Annotated in this window: 17 protein-coding genes and 7 pseudogenes; 21 read left to right on the top strand and 3 right to left on the bottom strand. The window is 41.8% G+C overall.

Annotated elements, in window-relative coordinates:
- Window positions 1-80: 80 nt before the first annotated feature.
- The 7 genes and pseudogenes from F6K64_RS10745 to F6K64_RS10710 all read left to right on the top strand — a co-directional run.
- On the top strand, window positions 81-278 hold the full coding sequence (locus F6K64_RS10745; RefSeq protein ID WP_009149795.1) for a hypothetical protein: 198 nt from the start codon (window positions 81-83) through the stop codon (window positions 276-278).
- An 84-nt stretch (window positions 279-362) separates the two neighbouring features.
- Window positions 363-509 (top strand): annotated as a pseudogene (locus tag F6K64_RS10740) (helix-turn-helix domain-containing protein); the annotation flags it as partial.
- Window positions 510-714: 205 nt separating this feature from the next.
- A pseudogene (locus tag F6K64_RS10730) lies at window positions 715-1380 on the top strand (HARBI1 family protein); the annotation flags it as partial.
- Between the two features lie 80 nt (window positions 1381-1460).
- Window positions 1461-1877 (top strand): annotated as a pseudogene (locus tag F6K64_RS10725) (IS4 family transposase); the annotation flags it as partial.
- A 54-nt stretch (window positions 1878-1931) separates the two neighbouring features.
- Window positions 1932-3161, top strand: a pseudogene (locus tag F6K64_RS10720) (IS630 family transposase).
- A gap of 56 nt (window positions 3162-3217) precedes the next feature.
- Window positions 3218-3535 (top strand): annotated as a pseudogene (locus tag F6K64_RS10715) (IS4 family transposase); the annotation flags it as partial.
- 187 nt (window positions 3536-3722) lie between these two features.
- Window positions 3723-4186 (top strand): annotated as a pseudogene (locus F6K64_RS10710) (hypothetical protein); the annotation flags it as partial.
- Window positions 4187-4376: 190 nt separating this feature from the next.
- On the opposite strand, the pseudogene F6K64_RS10705 reads toward F6K64_RS10710, so the two are convergent.
- Together F6K64_RS10705 and F6K64_RS10700 are read right to left on the bottom strand one after the other, a co-directional pair.
- Window positions 4377-4924, bottom strand: a pseudogene (locus tag F6K64_RS10705) (transposase); the annotation flags it as partial.
- Between the two features lie 104 nt (window positions 4925-5028).
- Window positions 5029-5292, bottom strand: a complete 264-nt coding sequence (locus F6K64_RS10700; RefSeq protein WP_009149806.1) for a hypothetical protein — start codon at window positions 5290-5292, stop codon at window positions 5029-5031.
- A gap of 186 nt (window positions 5293-5478) precedes the next feature.
- On the opposite strand from F6K64_RS10700, the gene F6K64_RS10695 reads away from it, so the two are divergent.
- From F6K64_RS10695 to F6K64_RS10675, 5 genes are all read left to right on the top strand, one after another.
- Window positions 5479-6828: a hypothetical protein gene (locus tag F6K64_RS10695; protein WP_143764229.1), complete on the top strand. Its 1350-nt coding sequence runs from the start codon at window positions 5479-5481 to the stop codon at window positions 6826-6828.
- Between the two features lie 87 nt (window positions 6829-6915).
- On the top strand, window positions 6916-7266 hold the full coding sequence (locus F6K64_RS10690) for a hypothetical protein (protein WP_009149808.1): 351 nt from the start codon (window positions 6916-6918) through the stop codon (window positions 7264-7266).
- A gap of 149 nt (window positions 7267-7415) precedes the next feature.
- Window positions 7416-8492: a glycosyltransferase family 4 protein gene (locus F6K64_RS10685; protein ID WP_009149809.1), complete on the top strand. Its 1077-nt coding sequence runs from the start codon at window positions 7416-7418 to the stop codon at window positions 8490-8492.
- 138 nt (window positions 8493-8630) lie between these two features.
- Window positions 8631-8843, top strand: coding sequence for a hypothetical protein (locus F6K64_RS10680; RefSeq protein ID WP_131827259.1), 213 nt, complete (start codon window positions 8631-8633; stop codon window positions 8841-8843).
- Window positions 8840-10138: a glycosyltransferase family 4 protein gene (locus tag F6K64_RS10675; RefSeq protein WP_131827258.1), complete on the top strand. Its 1299-nt coding sequence runs from the start codon at window positions 8840-8842 to the stop codon at window positions 10136-10138. Before F6K64_RS10680 ends, F6K64_RS10675 begins: the two co-directional genes overlap by 4 nt.
- On the opposite strand, the gene F6K64_RS10670 is transcribed toward F6K64_RS10675, so the two are convergent.
- Window positions 10105-10257, bottom strand: coding sequence for a hypothetical protein (locus F6K64_RS10670; protein ID WP_154659899.1), 153 nt, complete (start codon window positions 10255-10257; stop codon window positions 10105-10107). The genes F6K64_RS10675 and F6K64_RS10670 overlap by 34 nt on opposite strands.
- A 223-nt stretch (window positions 10258-10480) precedes the next feature.
- Here F6K64_RS10670 and F6K64_RS10665 point away from each other — a divergent pair, with 223 nt between their 5' ends.
- From F6K64_RS10665 to F6K64_RS10625, 9 genes are all read left to right on the top strand, one after another.
- Window positions 10481-10669 (top strand): hypothetical protein, encoded by a 189-nt coding sequence (locus F6K64_RS10665; RefSeq protein ID WP_009149811.1) that lies wholly within the window; start codon window positions 10481-10483, stop codon window positions 10667-10669.
- Between the two features lie 380 nt (window positions 10670-11049).
- Window positions 11050-11214, top strand: a complete 165-nt coding sequence (locus F6K64_RS10660) for a hypothetical protein (protein ID WP_154659900.1) — start codon at window positions 11050-11052, stop codon at window positions 11212-11214.
- A gap of 1231 nt (window positions 11215-12445) precedes the next feature.
- Window positions 12446-13180 (top strand): Uma2 family endonuclease, encoded by a 735-nt coding sequence (locus F6K64_RS10655; protein ID WP_165691866.1) that lies wholly within the window; start codon window positions 12446-12448, stop codon window positions 13178-13180.
- A 148-nt stretch (window positions 13181-13328) separates the two neighbouring features.
- The gene (locus tag F6K64_RS10650) at window positions 13329-13460 is read left to right on the top strand and encodes a hypothetical protein (protein WP_267872083.1); all 132 of its coding nucleotides are present in this window, start codon (window positions 13329-13331) and stop codon (window positions 13458-13460) included.
- A 43-nt stretch (window positions 13461-13503) separates the two neighbouring features.
- Window positions 13504-14151, top strand: a complete 648-nt coding sequence (locus tag F6K64_RS10645; RefSeq protein ID WP_009149813.1) for a Uma2 family endonuclease — start codon at window positions 13504-13506, stop codon at window positions 14149-14151.
- 346 nt (window positions 14152-14497) lie between these two features.
- A complete protein-coding gene (locus F6K64_RS10640; protein WP_009149814.1) occupies window positions 14498-14941 on the top strand; it encodes a hypothetical protein in 444 nt (147 codons plus the stop codon).
- A 22-nt stretch (window positions 14942-14963) separates the two neighbouring features.
- On the top strand, window positions 14964-15290 hold the full coding sequence (locus F6K64_RS10635; protein WP_009149815.1) for a PqqD family protein: 327 nt from the start codon (window positions 14964-14966) through the stop codon (window positions 15288-15290).
- Window positions 15259-15696 (top strand): lasso peptide biosynthesis B2 protein, encoded by a 438-nt coding sequence (locus F6K64_RS10630; protein ID WP_044494525.1) that lies wholly within the window; start codon window positions 15259-15261, stop codon window positions 15694-15696. Before F6K64_RS10635 ends, F6K64_RS10630 begins: the two co-directional genes overlap by 32 nt.
- 2 nt (window positions 15697-15698) lie before the next feature.
- A complete protein-coding gene (locus F6K64_RS10625; protein ID WP_009149817.1) occupies window positions 15699-17726 on the top strand; it encodes a lasso peptide isopeptide bond-forming cyclase in 2028 nt (675 codons plus the stop codon).
- Window positions 17727-17746: the final 20 nt, after the last annotated feature.

Below are 17746 nucleotides of genomic sequence, written 5' to 3'. Positions count from 1 at the left end.
ACTGTGACCCTTAGACCTCTCCAACAAATAAAGTTATGGTAAAATAAGAGGATGATAAATTAATTTTAGGAATATCATCCATGAGCTATACTTGGGATTATATCCAGAAAAATCCTAAACAAACTAAACGATTGCTAGGGATAAATCATGAACAACTCTATCAACTGATAGAACAAGCCAAGTTATTACATCGTCAACATAAAGAAAAAAATCAAAATCAAAAAGTCCGGCTAATTAAGCCTGGGGGAGGTGCTTCACAAAAATTATCACTGTCTTGATGCAATAGCGAGTGGGGGAAACCACGGCAGTCGCTCATGGGGGAGACCCCCAAGACCGCGCTGCCTCCCCAAGACCGCGCTGCATCGCTTGAAGACCAAATAGTCTTGACGTTAATTTACTTACGACATCACATAAACTTTCAACTTCTAGGACTACAGTTTCAGGTGAGTGAATCTACAGCAAACTCTACTTTTAACTACTGGCAATCTCTTTTGAGAGAAGCTCTACCAGCTTCTTTGTCTTGATGCAATAGCGAGTGGTTTGAAGTTACCGTAAGACAGTTGAGCCTTAATCAATGGAGGCGCGCTTTCCTATGGCGAATTAAATTACGGGGTCGCGCCTCAAGTTTTAACCCTTTTTTGCATAACCTACCAACCATAAAGGCTCAACGTAATCAGGTTTCGTCTCCGGGGAAACCCCCAAGACCGCGCTGCATCGCTATTAGAACAAGTAAAAAAGTGCGAAGAAGAGTCGGAGATAATTCGGGAAGCTTTGACTGAATATGAGTTAATAGTAGATAGCGCTGAACAAGTCAGAGAAAGACCAAAAGATTATAATCAGCAAAAAAATTTCTATTCTGGTAAGAAGAAAAGTCATACATTTAAAAACCAAACGGTGCGCGCCTCCAAGGGCGAGTAAATCGCCCTTGGGTCGCACCGCTTTATTGTGTTGCCAAAAGGGGAAGATATTGTGGACGTAGTGGTGGGTAAACCTGGCCCCAAAAGTGATATAAATATTTGTCGGGAAAGTTTAAAAAAATTTGATGATAAACAACGACTGAGTGGAGACAAAGCTTATATAGAGGTGCGACCCAAGGCCGGGTTCCCCGGCCATTGGAAAGCGCACCTTGGAGAAGAACAAATAAAAACTCCCCATAAAAAACCAAAAAATGGTGAATTAACCTCACAGGAAAAGAAATATAACAAGCTATTATCTTCAAACAGAATATTTGTAGAACACGTAATTAGATTGGTGAAAATTTTTAAAATAGCGGGAGAAAGGTTTCGCCTAAATTCTAGTAAATATTCTGAGGTAATTTTGACAATATGCGGTTTGGTAAGATTGAGAACAGGAGCTGGGGGGGCGACAAGCGCCCTGTAACCCTTGATATATATTAAATTGAGCGAATTATGGTAAAAAAAGATAGGTCAGAAATTGTCAAGACGACCTATCAATTTAAAATGCTACCAGAATTATATCAAAAACATCTAAAAAATCTACTTTCCGAATCTCAATTATTATTTCTTAACCTTGTAGTCATTATTATACAAGATACCAAAAATGTTAAACTTGAAAAAATCGCAGAGTCATTACCTTTACCCATTCAATTTAGATCAAGACGTAAAAAGTTGCAGAGATTTTTGTCCTTACCAATATTTCAAATAAAATCCTTGTGGTTTCCAATTATTAGAGAATGGATATTTCAAAGATTTAATAAACAGCAGAAAATTTATTTAGCCCTCGATAGAACTAATTGGAAGGACAAAAATTTATTGATGATTAGTCTAATTTATAAAAATCGAGCAATCCCAATTTATTTTGAACTTCTTTCAAAACTTGGTTCAAGTAATTTTTCAGAGCAAAAAAAAATTATAAGCTGTTGCGCATTTAAATTGGGTATAATAGAGTTAACAACAATTCCATAAAAAAAGATGCCAGCTAAAAATCATCTCACATCAGAGCAAAAACCAAAAATTCAAAAAGCTCTAAAAATAGAAGAAAATGGATATATTAGAGAGAGACTTCTGATCTTGCTATTATTAAATGATGGCAAAACACAGCAAGAAATTGCTAATTTTATTGGCTGCTCAAAAAATAAAGTTTGTTACTGGTGTGTCCACGGAGACCCAGATAACTTAGAAACCCTTAAAGATCAAAGAATGAAAGGTAATCATCAAAAAGCTACAGATAAGTACATAGATATTTGATTAGATACGGTCGAAAAAGAACCACAAGAATTAGGATATGAATTTGGGCGATGGTCAGCCCAAAGATTAGCAACCTATTTAGAAAAAGTAACAGGAATTAAATTAAGTGGATCACAAGTGCGAAGGATATTAGAAAAAAAAAAGTACGTTTACGTCTGGTCAAAGTATAGCTTAGAATCGAAGAGAGATTCTGAAAAAAGAAAAGCATTCAAAGAAAAATTATCCGAATATTTAAAAATAGAAAAAGAAAACCCAGAGCTTTTACAGGTATGGTTTTGGGACGGGGCTTTCAAGGTGGCGACGCAGGTTCGCCACACAGCCCCTCATGAGAGTGGTTTCAGTTTAAGAGTAATAAGGAGGAAAAACTGGTGTAAAAAGGGGAAGCGAAAAAAAGTCAGAGGAGACAGAAGAAAAGGCAGAGTAAATGTAATGGGAGCTTTACGATATTCAGATAAGAAAAGATTTGTAGATTTTCTTAAAAAAAGCAATAGTAAAAGTTTTTATGAAGTCTTAAAGCTTTTTTATGAAGAGCTAATCAATGAATGGATAAAAGCAGGTAATAAAAAAGAATACTTTGTTAAAAAAGGACCAAAAATAGTAATTATTTTGGATAATGCTAGTTTTCATAAGAAAGCCGAATATATCGATAAAATAGAAACTGAAATGCCTAATAGACATCTCCAAAAATTAACCTCAAACCCTTGCACTGCCTGGGTCAAAACCGAGTTTCTGGAGATGTCTAATATACATTTAGAGTATTTGCCAAAATATAGCCCAGACTATAACTTAATTGAATTAGTTTGGCATTCAGCTAAAGAATATATTGCTAATCGTCTTTTTGAATCTATCGAAGAGTTATAAATTTTGCTCAATCATCTTTTAAATGAAGGAGGATTAGTTATTAAATGGGATCGAAAAATTAAAAATCAAGGTAATGCTGTTATCACAGCTTAAATGCATAACAGCTTATCAACTATTATAGGGCTATTTGATAGCTATGATGTTGTCAAGGAGACCGAGAATTTTGTTCAGTAAAATTGGCTAAATGGCTAGATACACAAGGTTTTACATTTTGTTTAAGACTAAAAGAATCGGAAAAAATTGAACTTAATAATTCGGGTTGGATTTCCTTAAAAAATTGTGGATTAAAACCGGGAATATCTTTATTTTTTGAAAATGTAAAAGTGACAAAAAATAAACAAATTGCTGGATTTAATATCGCCTGTAAATGGAAAAAGAGTTATCGAAAATCCGTAACAAAAGAAGGTTGGTTTATTATAACAAATATGAGCAGTACCTCGGAAGCAATTGCTGCTTATAAAAAGCGATGCAGCGCGGTCTTGGGGGTTTCCCCGGAGACGAAACCTGATTACGTTGAGCCTTTATGGTTGGTAGGTTATGCAAAAAAGGGTTAAAACTTGAGGCGCGACCCCGTAATTTAATTCGCCATAGGAAAGCGCGCCTCCATTGATTAAGGCTCAACTGTCTTACGGTAACTTCAAACCATGAGCGACTGCATCAAGACAACGTTTTGGTATTGAAGAAATGTTTCGAGATTATCAAAGTGGTGGATATAATATGGAAGGCAGTAATGTAGTAGGAAAACGTTTTTTGTCTTTAGTTCTTTTAAGATCTTTTGCTTATCTATTTGCTACATCTCAAGGAGATAAAATTAATAAAAAAGGAGTTCAAAAGTATGTGGCTAGAGTCAAATAATATGGGCGAACAACTAAAAGACATAGCGGTGCGACCCAAGGGCGATTTACTCGCCCATTGGAAAGCGCACCGTCCAGTTTTTATATTGGTAATTATGGCCAAAAGTGGATTAATTTTATGGATAAATGTTGGGAATTAGTTGAAAATTTGATGCGTTTAAGTCGTCATAAGCTCGATAATTATTTACGAGGTATGAGAGCTATGAAGCTTATACAGTCTACTTTTTAGCTCTCATGTCGCCCCCCCAGGAACAGGAGCCTTAGTATTACAAGTAACAAAAGCCTCTGAAAGTGCTGAAACAATTGAGGTTATATCTGCTCATAGTTTTGGTGATAAATTAATATCAATAGCTTCGTAAAGCCTATTATAGCGTTAATTCAACGGTTTAATTGACTTGGTCAATTTGAGGGCTGAAAAGCAGTTACTGAGATACTTTCAAGTTTTTGGAGAGGTCTTATATTCAGATCTATTTTCTAGATCACAAAAATTAATAACTCTGTAAATTCCTGATTTTTGACCAGTGCCGACCTTCATAAACTCAGATTTTTCCAAAAACTGTAGTTTATAATTATTAGGTAATCTTAGCACAAAATAATTATTCATTAGGCTATTTTGTTTGATAAAATTTAGAGAAGCAAAGCCTCTATCCATTACGGCTATAGCATTTTTGGGCAATGCATCTATCATTTCTTGTCCATAGTTATAGTCATGATTTGAGCCAAAATTTATTAAAGTATCTTCGGGAACTCCTGTTGATAAATTTAATCCACTAATTAGTTTAACTTGGCTATAACCAATTTTAAAAAGTAATTTGCTGGTTAGAGTTATTATTGTTGAATCAATCGGACAAATTTGGTAGCGTTGCGCTATTTTTATTGGAGGGATTAAATTGAGATTTATTAAATTGTTTTTTTTGAAGTAACTTTTCAAAAATTATTAAAAGCGAGGCAGCGCGGTCTTGGGGGTTTCCCCGGAGACGAAACCTAAGACAGTTGAGCCTTTATGGTTGGTAGGTTATGCAAAAAAGGGTTAAAACTTGAGGCGCGACCCCGTAATTTAATTCGCCATAGGAAAGCGCGCCTCCATTGATTAAGGCTCAACTGTCTTACGGTAACTTCAAACCATGAGCGACTGCCTCAAGACATGGTTCAATACTTCTTTGTTTGCTAGCTTTGGAAAAAGTATAAATATGAAGATTAATTCCCGTATAATTTAATCGTTGAAATAAATCCCTCATACTGCTTAAGCTTTGATCCAAACAATAACCAACCCAACAACTTACGAATAATTTAGTATTTAGGACTGGATCATCATTTTTAGGTAAATCTTTGAGGATATATTTGATGATTTTTTTAATGGAATCACTCATAATTTAAAATTATTCAATAGGTAAATATTAGTAAATAATAACCTATTTTTGCCTAGATATTTGTTAAGTTTTATTAATGTTCAACACTTCTGAATTACTGCATCGTTTTTCTGGGAGTGCGCTACACCACACTTAGACTATTCAAACGTTACGGACTGACACTCAAATTCAGAGTCAGCTTAAGGCATGATGCACATTTCCAAGCTTGCAACTTACAGTTTTGCTGTGTTAACTCCCTGGTTTCTAGGGGGTCAAGCTCCAGCAACTGCTAATTCACAATCTAACTACAAGGATTTAGGAACCTCTGTTCCTACTGTTAAGGGTCCATCGGTAAATGTAATGCTGGGAGCAACTCCCGTGGCCCTCCGTACTACTGACCCTGAGATTAAAGCCAGTCCACAACGAATTAACCATCTCGGTGCCATCTCTAACTTAGCAACTCCAGTCTTGGGAGCTGGAATAGTTGCTGGTAATCAAGTTAACTCGGTTCCCAAGGTAACAACTGAAACCGGTACAACTCAAGCAAGATTAACGTCAACAAGAAGCCGTTTTTCCAGTCAATGGTTAGGATCTAGTTCATCTTTGACTTGGCACTCTAGAACCAGTGGTGCTGACGTTACTCCAGCCTATACACCTGATCAACTAGTATCGAGAACACTAGTTTCTCAATCTAGTGACTCCTCTGAATCCCCAAACTCTTCCCCAATTCCTCCATCAACTCAAGAGCAAATCCGCAAGTTACAAAAGCAACTAGATTCTTACAAATTAGCGCCTAATTTCCGTAAGACTTCTTCAATTTCTCCAGGGTTTAACATTTCCAATCCCTCCGGATTTGGAGCTGATAACTACAGAGGCTTTGTTGGCTTTGGCTTTCAATCTCGCACGCGCTTTAGCAATAATAGCGGTGGTTTGATTGGAGGTGGTAGGGATGGAACATTAGGATTTGGCTTCGGTCTTGGCGACGCGAGGGACTCAGTGGGATTACAGTTGTCCTATACGATCGCTAGTTTTGGTGGTAGCCGACCCCTTGGTAGTGGCGGTGTGAATGCCAAGTTGCATGCTCAATTTGCTCCGGGATGGGCTGTTGCTTTAGGAGGAGAAGGAATTATTAACGTGGGACGATTACCAGAAGGTAGTCCGACTGAATTTAATGATTTCGAGAATACCTACTACGGGGCAGTTACCAAGGTGTTTAACCTCAGACGTAACATTAATGACCCTTTTAGTCGTGTAGTAATCACTGTAGGAGCTGGTACAGGTCGGTTTCGCAGTGTAGAACAAATAACTAATGGGGAAAACAGTATTGGTTTCTTTGGTAGTTTGGGTGTGGGAGTGCTCCCGTCGGTAAGTTTAATTACAGAGTGGACGGGACAAGATTTAGCAATAGGGGCATCAATAGTCCCTTTTAAAGGTATCCCTCTTGTAATTACTCCAGCCGTAAGAGATATTGCTGGTCAAGGTGACGGAGCCCGTTTTGTTTTGGGTGTTGGTGGCTCAATTGGCGATGTTCTCTCTCTGGTGGATCTCATTTTATGAGATTCTGGTTTAGACTCAACTGCCTTTAAGGCAAGCTAACACGTTACACCGAGGTAAATTCACGAGGTAAATTCACAGAGGTAAATCATGAAACTCATTTCCTCAATTAAAAATCAAACTACCAGTATTTTGGCAATCACTGCTTTGGCGGTGGGATTCACTCCAGTTTTGCCTGGGCTGGCGAATAACTTGTCAGATATTACTGGTCTGAATATTTCAGATATTACTGGTCCTAATGTTTCAGACATCACAGGTACCAATGTATCAGGCAATACGGCAACATTGGTGGATAACGCAAAGCAGGTCGAGGCTGCTCAACAGCTTGTGCAGCAGCTAGATTCTTGTGTGGCTTCTAATTGTGCAGAGTGGCCAAGTTTATTAGAGCAAGGAAATCAGCTTATACAAGAATTAGATGCTTCAGAAGTACAAGCCCCTTAGGTATAGCGCTACGCGCAAGTCAGAAGTTAGAAGTCAGAAGTCAGAAATCAGATATGACTAAGTTTCGGAGTTTAGGAATGTCAAACATCTGAATGCGTAGTGCTATAAATCCTGGTTCTGAGATCTGATAATTCTTACGCTATTGCACCATGGTTTCCTTTGGATATTATGTAGTTGCCTTCATTATTGCCGCTTTAATTGTTTTCAAGACTATTCCTTTAGTTAAAGCGGCTGCCATCAAGTATCAGTACACTGACTTACCAGCCGAGCGTAAAGTGCATCGACAACCGATGGTGCGTTTAGGGGGAATTTCTATTTGTGCTGGCACCTTACTTGCTCTGTTTTTAGTCTGGAGTCTAGGAGGGTTGGCTGATTTTCCCCCTGACGTTTCTTCAGAGGTTTGGGCAGTTCTTCTCGGCAGTTTCTGCTTTTTCTTGATTGGCGTCACAGACGACTTGGTGAATTTATCGCCGTTAACGCGCTTGTTACTCCAAGCGGTCGTTGCTAGTGTCGCTTGGCAAATGGGGCTGGGGATTAGCGTTGTCAGCCTTCCAGGAGTGGGAATTGTACACTTAGGATGGCTCAGCTTACCTCTTACCGTCCTCTGGCTGACAGGGGTTGTCAACGGGATTAACTGGATTGATGGACTGGATGGCTTGGCTTCAGGAGTGGCTGGTATTGCTGGGGTGATGATTTTGCTCCTCAGTTTGTTCATGGGCGAAACCGAGGCCGCACTAATTAGTGCGGCATTAGTAGGGAGTTTATTAGGATTTTTGTACTACAACTTCAATCCAGCCCAAATTTTTATGGGAGATGGTGGCTCCTACTTCATCGGTTTCACTATCGCTAGCCTGAGTGTGATTGGATTGGTCAAGAGTGCCGTAGCTACCACAGTCCTCTTACCCTTTCTGGTCTTGGCAGTACCCCTTTTAGACATGTCTGCTGTGATTACCCTGAGATTATGTCACGGCAGTTCACCTTTCCAGGCTGATCAACGCCATCTCCATCATCGTTTGTTAAAGGCAGGTTTGTCTCATCGACTAACGGTGTTACTGATTTACGCCCTCACGTTATGGGCTGGCAGTTTAGCCCTAGTCTCTGTTCAGTTTCCTCGCAGTCCGGTAATTGTCGGTAGTACAACGATTTTACTGGGATTGGTGATTTGGAGAGCATGGCAGTCTGTTCATGGCTCTTCCATGGAGCAGGGAGTGGGGAGCAGGGAGTAGGGAGTCGGGAGTCGGGAGCAGGGAGCAGGGAGCAGGGAGCAGGGAGCAGAGAAAAAATTCTTTGTACCTGATTAGTACGAGAAACGCTACAGATCTTAATTACATCTGAATTTTAAATGTGGCTGGGGAGATGGCCAGATGGCCATCTCCCCATACTCCGCGCGCTATCTCCGCGTGCCTCCTCTTCCCGATTCCCGATTCCCTACTCCCTACTCCCTACTCCCTACTCCCTACTCCCGATTCCCGATTTCCGATTCCCGATTCCCTACTCCCTACTCCCTACTCCCTGTTCCCTGCTCCCTAAAACAAAAGTACTTCAACCAATTGAAAAGACTATCAGTGGAGCTATGATTTTACTTAAACAACTAAAAACATCAAACCCAATTAAAGACTGGTTACCAACAAATACAGTTAGTGACCAGTCTCTGCGGCTGTCTGTACTAACTCAGTTTTTCCCTCCTGACTATGCTGCGACTGGCCAGCTAATTCAAGAGTTGGTGATGCAATTGGGCAAACAAGGGATGGATATTAAGGTGTTTACTGGGCAACCAGGCTATGCTTTTGAGACTGCCACTGCACCAATGTATGAAAAATTGGGAAAAGTACAAATTAAGCGATCGCGTTCAGCTCAACTGTGGCCTCAGCGGATTCGTGGCAAAGCTGTTAATGGCTTAATTTTCGCTGTGCGAGCTTTCTTGCACTTAGTTAAAAACTGTCGTCGTCGTAATTTGGTGTTATTAACGACTGCGCCACCGTTTTTCCCTGTGGTTGCCTACCTGGCTCGTAGGATTTTTGGTATGCGCTATGTTTGCCTAATTTACGATTTTTATCCAGACATTGCTGTGGAGTTAGGAGTCATTGGTCACGATCATCCCTTGGCTCGATTTTGGAGAGGTCTCAATCGTCGGGTTTGGCGTAAAGCCGAGGCAATTATTGTCCTTAGTTCAGCCATGAAGCAACGAGTCATAGATACCTGTCCTAAATTGGCTAACAAGGTGGCAGTGATTCACAGTTGGGCTAACCCAGATGTGATTGTGCCACTCCCCAAGCCAGATAACTGGTTTGCCCAGAAGCACAACTTAGTTAATAAATTCACGGTGCTTTACTCTGGTAATATGGGGCGCTGCCATGATATCGACACGATTCTTGAGACTGCTAAATTACTGAAAGACGAACCGATTCAGTTTGTCTGTATTGGTAGTGGTGCGAAGCGAGAAGCCTTAATCGAGGACGTGAAGCGCTTAGGTTTAACTAACTTTCTGTTTTTGCCCTACCAAGACAAAGACATGCTGCCTTACTCATTAACCGCTTGCGATCTCTCCTTAGTAAGTGTGATTCCTGGTATGGAAACCTTAGTGGCTCCTAGCAAACTCTACTCTGCGTTAGCTGCTGGGGTTCCCGTGGCGGTAATTTGCTCTCCTCAAGCGTACTTAACTGAGCTGATTGCCAAGGCTAAGTGCGGTGCCAGCTTCGTGAATGGAGACAGCCAAGGTCTGGCTGACTATATCCGCTCTCTGGCCGCTAATCAGGAGTTAGTAAACTCCCTAGGTCAGGCTGGTCGTGAGTATTTACTAGAGAATTTTACTCCTGAAGTGATTGCTAAACAGTATGATCAGGTTCTTTGTGAAGCCTTGAGTCGGGAGTAGGGAGTCGGGAGTCGGGAGTCGGGAGTCGGGAGCGGTGCGACCCGTGGCGAATTTAATTCGACGACTGTAAGCGCACCGAGGGAGTAGGCAAGAGGCAAAAGGCAAGAGGCAAAAGGCAAGAGGCAAAAGGATAAGCAATTTCCCCTGGTTGACTGACTTTAGATCATGGCGTAGGTTGGGTTGAGGCAACGAAACCCAACAAAGCGTGAGGCTTTTGTGGGGTTACGCTATCGCTAACCGCTCCCTACAGCACTAGCTTGCCTATTGCCTATTGCCTATTGCCTTTTGCCTTATGACCTTGACTTATGCGCCGTTTTTTGATAGTATTAATTCCTGGAAACATTGTCCCATAAAATTAAATTAAGGATTAAACAAAATTATCCCACAAATGTCAGCTATCAGCGATCAGCTATCAGCGATCAGCTATCAGCGATCAGCGATCAGCTATCAGCTATCAGCTATCAGCTAAAGGCTTATGGCTTATGGCCACACTACTGTTCGCGTAGCGAATGGCTGACTGCTGACTGCTGACTGCTGACTGCTGAATGCTTACCCACAAATTATTCCACCAATTTACTCAATTGTCCTGAAATATCTCAGTTACTAAGAATAAATAATTGGTGCCTAACGCCTAACTCATAAGCGTTTGTTTGACTATTTTTTTTGACTGGCTTTAGTAAATAATCTATTTCAATCGGTGCTCGCTATAGCGCTAGGCGCAAGTCAGAAGTAAGAAGTCAGAAGTCAGAAGTAAGCTATGACTAAGTTTCGGAGTTTAGGAATGTTAAACATCTGAATGCGTAGTGCTATATAAGTTATTAATTAACTAGTAAGCATTCAGCCGTCAGCGGTCAGCCGTGAGCTAAAAGCTCACGCTGCGCGAACAGCTTTCCATAACTCAGATTAAACTAATGCTTACCTGTTGTCTTGATGCAGTCGCTCATGGGGGAAACCCCCAAGACCGTAATGGTGCGTTTTCCGTAGGCGAATTAAATTCGCCACGGGTCGCACCTCTGCATCGCTTATTCAAAAGCTGTTCCCTTTGCTTACCCTATGCCCATAAGCACCTCAAGTAGCCTGTCCATAGCCCATAAGCTGATAACTGATAGCTGATAGCTGATAGCTGATAGCTGAATGCTTACATTAACTAATTTCATAAAAGCCAATTAACAACTATATTATTATCTAGTTATTAATATCTAGATAAAGGGTAGGATGGGGATTATATGGTTTAATAAAAGTATGTTTAGGATTAAACAAAATTATCCCACAAATTATCTCACCAATTTGCTCAATTATCCTGACAGATCTCAGTTAATAAGAATAACTAATTGGTGCCTAACTACTAATAGTTTAGTTTACTAGTTTGTTTGACTGGTTTGTTTAGGAAATCATCTAAAAAATAAAATTGGCAACCCGCGCTAATTAAAAAGCGTCCGTAGTCAGGCGCGAAATTTAAAGAAGGTGGGTTACGGCGCGGATAAAAACTGATTGGTAATCTCTCAAAATCCTTGCCCAGCCTAACCCACCCTACGAACTAAAATTAAATACTAGCTAGTTATTACTATCTAGATCCTTAAGTTTTAGGAGTGGGCTTCGATGGTCCTGTTGATCTCAGTCTCTCCCCACACCACTTTTCATTAGTTGTGATGTCAACAGCAGGAAAGTGATTAAGGGGGAGATTGTGTGTCTATTATTTTAGGGAGCAGGGAGTCGGGAGCGGTGCGACCCGTGGCGAATTTAATTCGACGACTGTAAGCGCACCGAGGGAGTCGGGAGCGGTGCGACCCGTGGCGAATTTAATTCGACGACTGTAAGCGCACCGAGGGAGAAGAGTTTTAGGGTGAGTTATCAGCTATTAGCTATCAGCTATCAGGGCATTGCTGAGGGGCGGAATGAATAGGAGTGGGGTGGGCATCCTGTCTGCCCGGAAATGAAACAGGCAAGATGCCTGTTCTACAGTTGAGGCAACAGGCAAGATGCCTGTTCTACAGTTGAGGCAACAGGCAAGATGCCTGTTCTACAGTTGAGGCAACAGGCAAGATGCCTGTTCTACACTTGCCACTCTTGTCCCCCCTGCTCCCAATTCCCGATTCTAAATTCTACTTGGTGGTGCGTTACGGGGCGGACTATCCCAACGCTGGCTACGAGGTTTAAAATCAGGGCAAGCCCGCCCCTAACGCACCCTACGCACTAAATTCCCGATTCTAAATTCGCGCATTCTAAATTCTAAATTCCCGACTCCCTGCTCCCTATTCCCTAAAGCTCAAGATGCTATGCTCAAACTATCAGGTTCAACAGAGGATCATGTACCACACTGACCCACCCCGTCCTCCCAGGGAAACTATGCCCACTATGTATGATCTACCTAGTGAAGACCCAGAGGAGCCTGGTTTGCCTGACGAGTTTCATGACTTCCAACCCCAACTATTGCGAGAAACCTGCCAACCTCCCAACTATCCCAGGGAGGAAATGTTCATTGGTACAGACCTGAATTTATATTACGATAGCCGTCATTCGTTATGGCACAAGCGACCGGATTGGTTTCTGGTATTGGGTGTGACTCCCGCTCAACAACAACAAGACCTGCGCTGGAGTTATGTGGTTTGGCAGGAAGGAATAGCGCCATTTTTGGTGGTGGAACTCCTATCACCAGGTACGGAAGCCGAAGATTTAGGACAAACCCTAAGGTCTGCGAACAAGCCACCTACTAAATGGCAAGCTTATGAGCAGTATATGCGGATTCCTTACTATGTAGTTTTTGACCGTTATGACAACCAGTTGCAGGTGTTTCAATTAATGCCCATACAGTATCAGGCGGTAGAACTTTCTGAACCGAAATTTTGGTTTCCAAGGCTGGAATTAGGGTTAGGAGTTTGGCAGGGGAAATATCAAGAAACAGAAGGGTTGTGGCTGCGTTGGTATGATGAAGCTGGTAATTGGATTCCAACTTCAGCAGAACGGGCTGAACAGGAACACCAACGGGCTGAACGATTGGCAGAACGATTGCGTAGCCTTGGGGTCAATCCTGATGATTTGTAATGTAGGGAGTAGGGAACAGCGGATCTGGGAACAGGGAACAGGGAATAGGGAGTAGGGGGAAGAGTTTTAGGGTAAGCTATCAGCTAATGCGCTACTTGAGGTGCTACTTGAGGTGCTATCAGCTATCAGCTATTAGCTTTTAAATAAAATGAAACAGGCAAGATGCCTATTCTACACTTGCCACTCTTCTTCCACCTGCTCCCGATTACCGTTCCCCTCCTGGGAGGGGTTAGGGGTGGGTTCCGATTCCCGATTCCCGATTCCCGATTCCCGATTCTAAATTCGCGCATTCTAAATTCTAAATTCCCTGTTCCCTTTGCGATATGTTGCCCACCATCACCCCAACCACTATTGATCTAGCTCCTGGAACTCAATTGCGGTTCCCAGGAACTTGGGAAGACTATGAGCAGCTGTTGGTAAAGCTTGGTGACCGGGCTAGTATTCGCATGCGATTTCGAGATAATCAGATTTTGCTCATGGCTCCTCTTCCTGAACACGGTAACCAAGCTGATATACTGGCTGACTTAGTTAAAGCACTGCTACGCTATGAAGGAAAAGATTGGCAGAGCTTTGATCCCATTACCCTCAGGCAAGGGGGAATGCCTGGAGTGGAGCCAGATGCTTGTTTCTACATCCAAAATTACCAAGCAATTTTAGGAAAGCGAAGACTAGACCTGAGCCAAGATCCACCACCGGATCTCGCCCTAGAAATTGACCTGACTTCAATTACTGATATTAACGACTACATTCCTCTAGCTGTTCCAGAAGTTTGGATTTACAAAGCGGACACAATTCACATCTATCGATTTGAAAGTGGCCGCTATTTAGAGGTTCAAACCAGCGAAATTTTTCCAAATTTCCCGGTGAAAGAAACAATTCCCCAATACATTAATAAGGGATGGCAGTTTGGTTCTAGTGTGGCTTTGCGAGAATTTGTGGGACTTCTTGGAGAAGAAGGGAGTAGGGAGTAGAGAATCGGGAATTTAGAATGCGCGAATTTAGAATGCGCGAATAGTGGCAAGAGGCCGTATTCAGAAAATTTTGTGAGTTGAATGTAAGCTATCAGCGTGTCGCGTATCAGCTATAAGGGCATTGCTGAGGGGCGGAATGAATAGGAGTGGGGTGGCCATCCTGGCTGCCCGGAAATGAAACAGGCAAGATGCCGGTTCTAGGGTTGGGCAACAGGCAAGATGCCTGTTCTACACTTGCCTCCCGATTCTAAATTCGCGCATTCTAAATTTTTCATTCTCAATTCTTCATTCTCAATTCTTCATTCTAAATTCGCGCATTCTAAATTCGCGCATTCTAAATTCCCTAATGCCACCATCAACACCTCAAACCAAACGATGTCAACGCAACCGGAAGCGTTCTAAACGAAGAGCTATTTTATGTCCCATTCATGGTTGCTACCTTGATAGCGTTAGTCAAAAGTATCGGTTGTTTGCCGATCGAGCAGGACAACTTCAGGAGCGTGGTGTTCCACAAAAATATGCCTTGATGCTGATAGCCAGTAAAACCACGGTAGCTATCGAAGGAGAGTGGCTAGAGGCTTTTTGGTGTAGTCAGTGCCAGGAAAGCAAGTGGTATCACGTGTGCAAGAGTGGCGATCGCATTTATAAGGTATCCTTGGCTCCGGCTGAGTTATGGCAGCAGGTAACAGGGGTGATAGATCCGAATGGCAACTCTTCAGTGGGAGAGTTTACCCGTCGCCAGTCTAAACGGATTGGTTTTTATGGGGTTAAAGATTTTGGTGCAATTTAATTGTATTTACGAATAACTAGATATGATAACTTTTAGTGGTGAAAATTCCCATTCTTGCCTCGTAGTAGCAGCTAAAGATCAATTTGCTTGTGATTTAACGGCTGAAGAAGTAGTCATTCTTGATTATAAATCTGGTGTTTATTACGGGTTAACTGAAGTTGGTGCGAGGATTTGGCAATTAATCCAAAAGCCCCAAAAATTCGCTGATATTAGTGCTGCAATTGTAGAAGAATACGGGGTTACTCCTGAAGTTTGTGACCCAGATATCGTCTCTCTGCTGGAAAAAATGCACACTAAAGGACTAATCGAGGTCATTGATGAAGCATCTGTGGAAATTGCTCAACCTTAGCCCTAGACTTTATCTGCTCTTGGTAAAAACATTTATCATGTTACTGTTAGTTCGGGTAGGGTTGAAGTTTTTATCCTTTCAAACCTTACACCAGCGCTTAGAACAGATAAGTCACTATCGTTTTACTCACACAGCCAATCTGGTTAAACTTAATCACATCCTGTGGGCTGTAAACATAACTAGCCGTTATATGCCAGGGAAAGTCAAGTGTTTAGCAAGGGCTTTAACAACCTATACCTTAATGGTTCAGTATGGCTATGTTCCTCAATTACGTATTGGGGTTGCTAAGGGAGAATCAGGACAGCTAGAAGCTCACGCTTGGGTGGAAAATCAGGGCTTAGTTGTCATTGGTCAATTGCCGGATTTAACTCGTTTCAAAACCCTACCATCCTTAGGAAAGCATTAACCATGAGTGGTATTGTTGGAATTTTTGATCTTGATGGTTGTGCAGTAAAGCAAACCGATCTCAGCCAGATGTTAGATACCTTAGCCCATCGGGGAACTGACGCAGCTAATGTTTGGTGTGAGGGGGAGGTGGGATTTGGTCATCGGATGTTGTGGACAACACCGGAGTCTTTGCTAGAAGTCCAACCCCTAGTGGATTCTGAGCGTAATTGTATTTTAACCGCTGATGCTCGCATTGATAATCGGGATGAGCTAATTACTACCTTGGAATTAGCAGAGCAAGAGCCGGAAAAAATTACCGACAGCGATTTAATTTTAGCCGCCTACCACCGATGGGGAAAGGACTGTCCCCAATACCTGTTGGGGGATTTTGCTTTTGCCATTTGGGATCAGTCTCAGCAACAGCTTTTTTGTGCCAGAGATCATCTTGGTGTTAAGCCTTTTTACTATTATTATCAAGCAGAGAAAGCTTTTTTGTTTGCTTCTGAGATGAAGGCTTTATTTTGCCTACCTCAGATTCCTCAACGCATTAACGAAGTCCGGATTGCTGACTTTATTATGTTAATGCTAGAGGACAAGGTTATTACTACTTATGAAAATGTTTTCCGCTTACCTCCAGCCCATAGTTTGATTATTAATCAAACTGAACTGCGAACTTGGTCTTATTGGTCATTAGATCCAAGCAAAGAACTGCATTTAGAATCCGATCAAGCCTATGCAGATGCCTTTCGGGAAATCTTTACCGAGGCGGTGCGCTGTCGTTTACGTAGTGCTTTTCCCATTGGTTCTCAGTTAAGTGGTGGTTTAGATTCCTCGTCGATTACTTGTGTCGCACGGGATTTATTAGCTGAGACAAAAAAGCCGCCATTACATACCTTTTCCTGTGTTTTTGATACCCTCAAACAATGCGATGAACGATCCTTTATTGAGGCAGTATTAAATCAAGGGGAGTTTATACCCCATTTTATTGCTGGCGACCAAATAGGACCTCTCTCAGACATTGATCAGATTTTTGAGTATGAGGATGAGGCGTTTCCTGGCCCCAATTATTATTTTCCGTGGCGATTGACTCAAATTGCTAAAAAACAAGGGGTTCGTATTCTTTTAGATGGACATGATGGTGATAATATAGTTTCCCACGGCATTTATCGACTCACCGAATTAGCCTCTCAAGGAAAATGGGCAGTTTTTGCCCAGGAAACCAAAACATTGGCCCATAACTTTGGTACTTCAGCTAGTACTTTAGTAGAAATTCACGGCATTCCTACTCTACGTAAATTGGCTAAACAGTTTGGTTGGTTAGAATTTATCGAAGCCATCCAGCAAATTCATCGCCACATCGGGCTGTCTCGCAAACAACTATTAGTTCAGCATGGTTTGCGACCAATAGTGCCAGATTTGATCAAAAAGTGGGTAAGGCGATATCAACCTTTCCAGGTTTCTGGTAATAAATCGACACCTTTAATTAACCAAGAGTTTGCTGAACGCATTGGTTTACAAGAACGATTAAAACATTGGTCTACCCCACCATATACCCCATTAACCGTTAGGAAAAACCAATTCCAGGCTTTAAATGCGGGAGTATTCACCTTAGTATTGGAACAAATTGATCGCTGCGCTGCTGCTGCTGGTATAGAAGCCCGTCATCCCTTTATGGATAAGCGGTTAATTGAGTTTTGTTTAGCACTTCCTTCCGAGCAAAAATTGCGTCAGGGATGGAGTAGAATGGTTATGCGCCGTGCTTTGAGGGGAAGCCTTCCAGAGGTGATACAGTGGAGAGGAGGAAAAGGGGATCTCAGTGACAATTTTGTTCATGGTTTACTGGAATTTAATCGCGCCCAACTGGAAGGGATTATGGGAACACCCCTTGAGTCCATTAATAACTATGTAAACACCAACACTGTGCAAAAGACCTATCAAAAATTAATCTCAGCTAAGAATCTAACGTCTCAGGAAAAAATGACTATTTGGCTGGGTGCAAGCTTGACCCTAGCACTCAATAAACTGTCTAAAAATCAGAAGACAGTTTGAGAGTGATTTACGGGTCACAG

Source organism: Moorena sp. SIO3A2 (assembly GCF_010672265.1).
Taxonomy (GTDB): Bacteria; Cyanobacteriota; Cyanobacteriia; order Cyanobacteriales; family Coleofasciculaceae; genus Moorena; species Moorena producens.
This window is presented reverse-complemented; position numbering and strand designations above follow the sequence as displayed.

Coding starts and splice junctions, on each gene's coding strand:
- F6K64_RS10640 (WP_009149814.1), top strand. CDS start 14,498: ATGCCACCATCAACACCTCAAACCAAACGATGTCAACGCAACCGGAAG.
- F6K64_RS10680 (WP_131827259.1), top strand. CDS start 8,631: ATGGCCATCTCCCCATACTCCGCGCGCTATCTCCGCGTGCCTCCTCTT.
- F6K64_RS10690 (WP_009149808.1), top strand. CDS start 6,916: ATGAAACTCATTTCCTCAATTAAAAATCAAACTACCAGTATTTTGGCA.
- F6K64_RS10685 (WP_009149809.1), top strand. CDS start 7,416: ATGGTTTCCTTTGGATATTATGTAGTTGCCTTCATTATTGCCGCTTTA.
- F6K64_RS10650 (WP_267872083.1), top strand. CDS start 13,329: ATGAAACAGGCAAGATGCCTATTCTACACTTGCCACTCTTCTTCCACC.
- F6K64_RS10700 (WP_009149806.1), bottom strand. CDS start 5,292: ATGAGTGATTCCATTAAAAAAATCATCAAATATATCCTCAAAGATTTA.
- F6K64_RS10675 (WP_131827258.1), top strand. CDS start 8,840: ATGATTTTACTTAAACAACTAAAAACATCAAACCCAATTAAAGACTGG.
- F6K64_RS10645 (WP_009149813.1), top strand. CDS start 13,504: ATGTTGCCCACCATCACCCCAACCACTATTGATCTAGCTCCTGGAACT.
- F6K64_RS10745 (WP_009149795.1), top strand. CDS start 81: ATGAGCTATACTTGGGATTATATCCAGAAAAATCCTAAACAAACTAAA.
- F6K64_RS10625 (WP_009149817.1), top strand. CDS start 15,699: ATGAGTGGTATTGTTGGAATTTTTGATCTTGATGGTTGTGCAGTAAAG.
- F6K64_RS10695 (WP_143764229.1), top strand. CDS start 5,479: ATGATGCACATTTCCAAGCTTGCAACTTACAGTTTTGCTGTGTTAACT.
- F6K64_RS10660 (WP_154659900.1), top strand. CDS start 11,050: ATGCTTACCTGTTGTCTTGATGCAGTCGCTCATGGGGGAAACCCCCAA.
- F6K64_RS10655 (WP_165691866.1), top strand. CDS start 12,446: ATGTACCACACTGACCCACCCCGTCCTCCCAGGGAAACTATGCCCACT.
- F6K64_RS10635 (WP_009149815.1), top strand. CDS start 14,964: ATGATAACTTTTAGTGGTGAAAATTCCCATTCTTGCCTCGTAGTAGCA.
- F6K64_RS10630 (WP_044494525.1), top strand. CDS start 15,259: ATGAAGCATCTGTGGAAATTGCTCAACCTTAGCCCTAGACTTTATCTG.